Genomic DNA, 2,498 nt, shown 5'->3' with positions numbered 1-2,498 from the left:
CGCACTACACCTGCCTGTGGAATATGTCACGATCCGGCTGCGGGGGCCGGGGGCCGGGCCGCATTGTGGTTCGGGGAAGTCCCGGGCGCCGTGCGTGGGCGTCGAGGCGGAGGAGAAGTTCGTGATGTACGGGGAGCGCAGCAGCGATGCGTTCCCACAGGTCATCAGGCACAAGACCATCCGACGCCCGCACCACTCTGCCTCCGCCAGACCCGATCGCCAAGCCCTCACACCGAACTCATTCTGAAACGATCAGTTATGCCGGTCAGCCGATGATGGCGACCGGGGCGTCCCAGGCGTTGCGGTCGACGTTGATGGTGTGACCGCTGCGGGTCTCCTTGCTGTTGGCCTTGTACTGGTGCCCGCGGCTGTGGTTCGTGTACAGCTTCGGGTCCCAGGGCCAGTCCTCGGTGGTGGTCTCCTGGCCGTTCCACAGGGCGTACCAGAGGTTGCCCGGCAGGTCCGTGCGGTCCTTGGCGGTGGCGATCGCCTTGGCGCTGGAGCTGCTGAAGCCGTAGAGCCCGGCACGGTAGGTCTTGGCGCGCAGGGTCTTGGTGAAGGAACGCACATAGGCGAGGGTGGCGTCGTTGCACGCCTTGTCGGCGATGTCGTACGACTCCATGTTGAGGTAGATCGGGCTGCCGGGCCTCATGCCGAGGGCAGCGGCCCTGGCGACCGCGTCGTTGGCGTTGGCGGCGCCGACCGAGGCGGCGGTAGCCGCGGTGAACCGCTCCTTGTTGAGGCTCTTCTGGCAGGGCGGCTGGGCGCCGACGTACAGGGGGATGACCCGCCAGCCGAGCCTGTCAACCGACTTCACCCAGGGCTGGGTGAGGTTGGGCTGGGCGCAGCCACGGTTCTTGCCGCCGATGTAGACAGCGACGCCGCCATAGTAGGCGTCCTTCTTCCACGCGGTCATCGCGGCGAGCGAGGGCGCCGTGCAGGCGTCAAACGCCCGGCCGGTGTAGGTCTTCTGCGCGGGCCATACCGGGGCGGCCATCGAGGTCTGCGCCGCGATCCCGGCTCCGGCGACGACGACCACGCCGGTCGCCGCCAGGGCGATGTAACGGCCTTTTCTGGACAGCCGGTGCTTCGGCATTTCCCCACCCTAAAAATTTGACTTCGGCCTTCCACTTCGTGATCACTCTACCTTGAGACCGCGACAGTGAAGAAACTGACAGGCCCCCATACTATAGTGAGACTTCTGGGGATGCGGAGGCAAGAAACCTCGAAGGGCAGTTAAGAACCAATCGACCTGAAGGAGATTCAGGCCTTTTGTGCCCAAAACTCGATGCGCACAGAAAGCAGCATATGTCCACTTTGCGGAACTTCCGTGCAGGAGTGCAGAGTTTGCTATAAAGGCTGCCGAAACTTCTGCCACCAGGCTTGCGACAGATGCGCCACGTAAAGTTTCTCGTTGCAACAATGGCGAGGCCGTCGATTCGGCCTTCCTGAATCAATACAGCCTTCACGACCTTAAAGCTGATTGCATAAATTACGGCCAGGGCGAGGCGTGCGCTCAGACTGGTATGTTTATTTGAATTTTAGAACCTCAAAAGTGAATCGGGAAAGGGTGTCGTAATGTCAGATGCCGATTCTTCAAATTCCTGGTCCTGTGCAGACACCTCCTGATCGGGGATCACTGAGAAATGCGAAACGCTGCGAATCGAGATTGCTCGATCCGCAGCGTTTCCCTGTCCAGCGTTAGCTGGCTACATCGAAGACGACACCTGTCGCTTTGAGCTTTCCTTCCATGATGGCGGCCTCAAACTCGAAGAGTCCGTCACCAAGGCTGTGGAATGCGTAGAAAAGGCTCTTGTCTCCAGGGTGGTAACCCCGCTTGTTCTTGATTTCGAGATCGGTAACGTTCTCGAATCGGATGCTGAAGGGGGCCTGTTCTTCCGTGGTGCGGAACCGAAGCGTCAGTGTATGACCGTCCTCCGACTCGTGCGTGCCCAGGAAGTCTGCAGCATTGTGGAGGTCGACATCACCCATCGCTGTCTGCTGACAGTAGATGATCTCACTCTCAATGCCCCAGGGCATCATGCCGTAAAACATCGTCACCTTCCTCATCTCCGTGCGTGCCACCACACGCGAGCCAAGTCACGCCAGCCCATGGAATGGGCCTTGCGCTCGGTTTTGCCCCATCCGTGGGGAGCACGATGGTTACGCGGCTGATAGACCTTGTGGGGGGTACGAACGCCACCGTGGGTCTTGCCCCACAGGTCGTAGTGCCAGCGTCCCTTCGAGTTGGTGATGGAGACCCGGGAACGCCCACCATTGTAGCGATTGGAGATCCACCGACCGACGTGAGCCTTCGCCTTGTAGTTCAGGTTCCCAGCGCCTCGCCGGATCCAGCGGTATCCGCTCCGCAGCTTGTTCAAGCCCCACCTGATGGGGCCCCAGCGTTTGCCGTCGAGGTCGTATTGGTTGACGGGGTCGCCGGGATAGCCGTAGCGGTTGTCGCCGCCGCCGTGGACGGGGTCGGTGGACAGGAAGCG

The 2,498-nt window shown here is 61.2% G+C and carries 3 protein-coding genes; all 3 read right to left on the bottom strand.

Annotated elements, in window-relative coordinates; genetic code table 11:
• Positions 1-265: 265 nt before the first annotated feature.
• Positions 266-1,096, bottom strand: coding sequence for a glycoside hydrolase domain-containing protein (locus tag OO47_RS32850; RefSeq protein WP_030223438.1), 831 nt, complete (start codon positions 1,094-1,096; stop codon positions 266-268).
• A 605-nt stretch (positions 1,097-1,701) separates the two neighbouring features.
• On the bottom strand, positions 1,702-2,085 hold the full coding sequence (locus tag OO47_RS32845; RefSeq protein ID WP_158708752.1) for a hypothetical protein: 384 nt from the start codon (positions 2,083-2,085) through the stop codon (positions 1,702-1,704).
• A partial coding sequence (locus OO47_RS37130) for an RHS repeat-associated core domain-containing protein (RefSeq protein ID WP_158708751.1) occupies positions 2,067-2,498 on the bottom strand: 432 nt, incomplete at its 5' end. The genes OO47_RS32845 and OO47_RS37130, both read right to left, overlap by 19 nt.

The sequence above is a fragment of the Streptomyces bikiniensis genome (genome assembly GCF_000716625.1).
GTDB classification, from domain to species: Bacteria; Actinomycetota; Actinomycetes; order Streptomycetales; family Streptomycetaceae; genus Streptomyces; species Streptomyces bikiniensis.
This window is presented reverse-complemented; position numbering and strand designations above follow the sequence as displayed.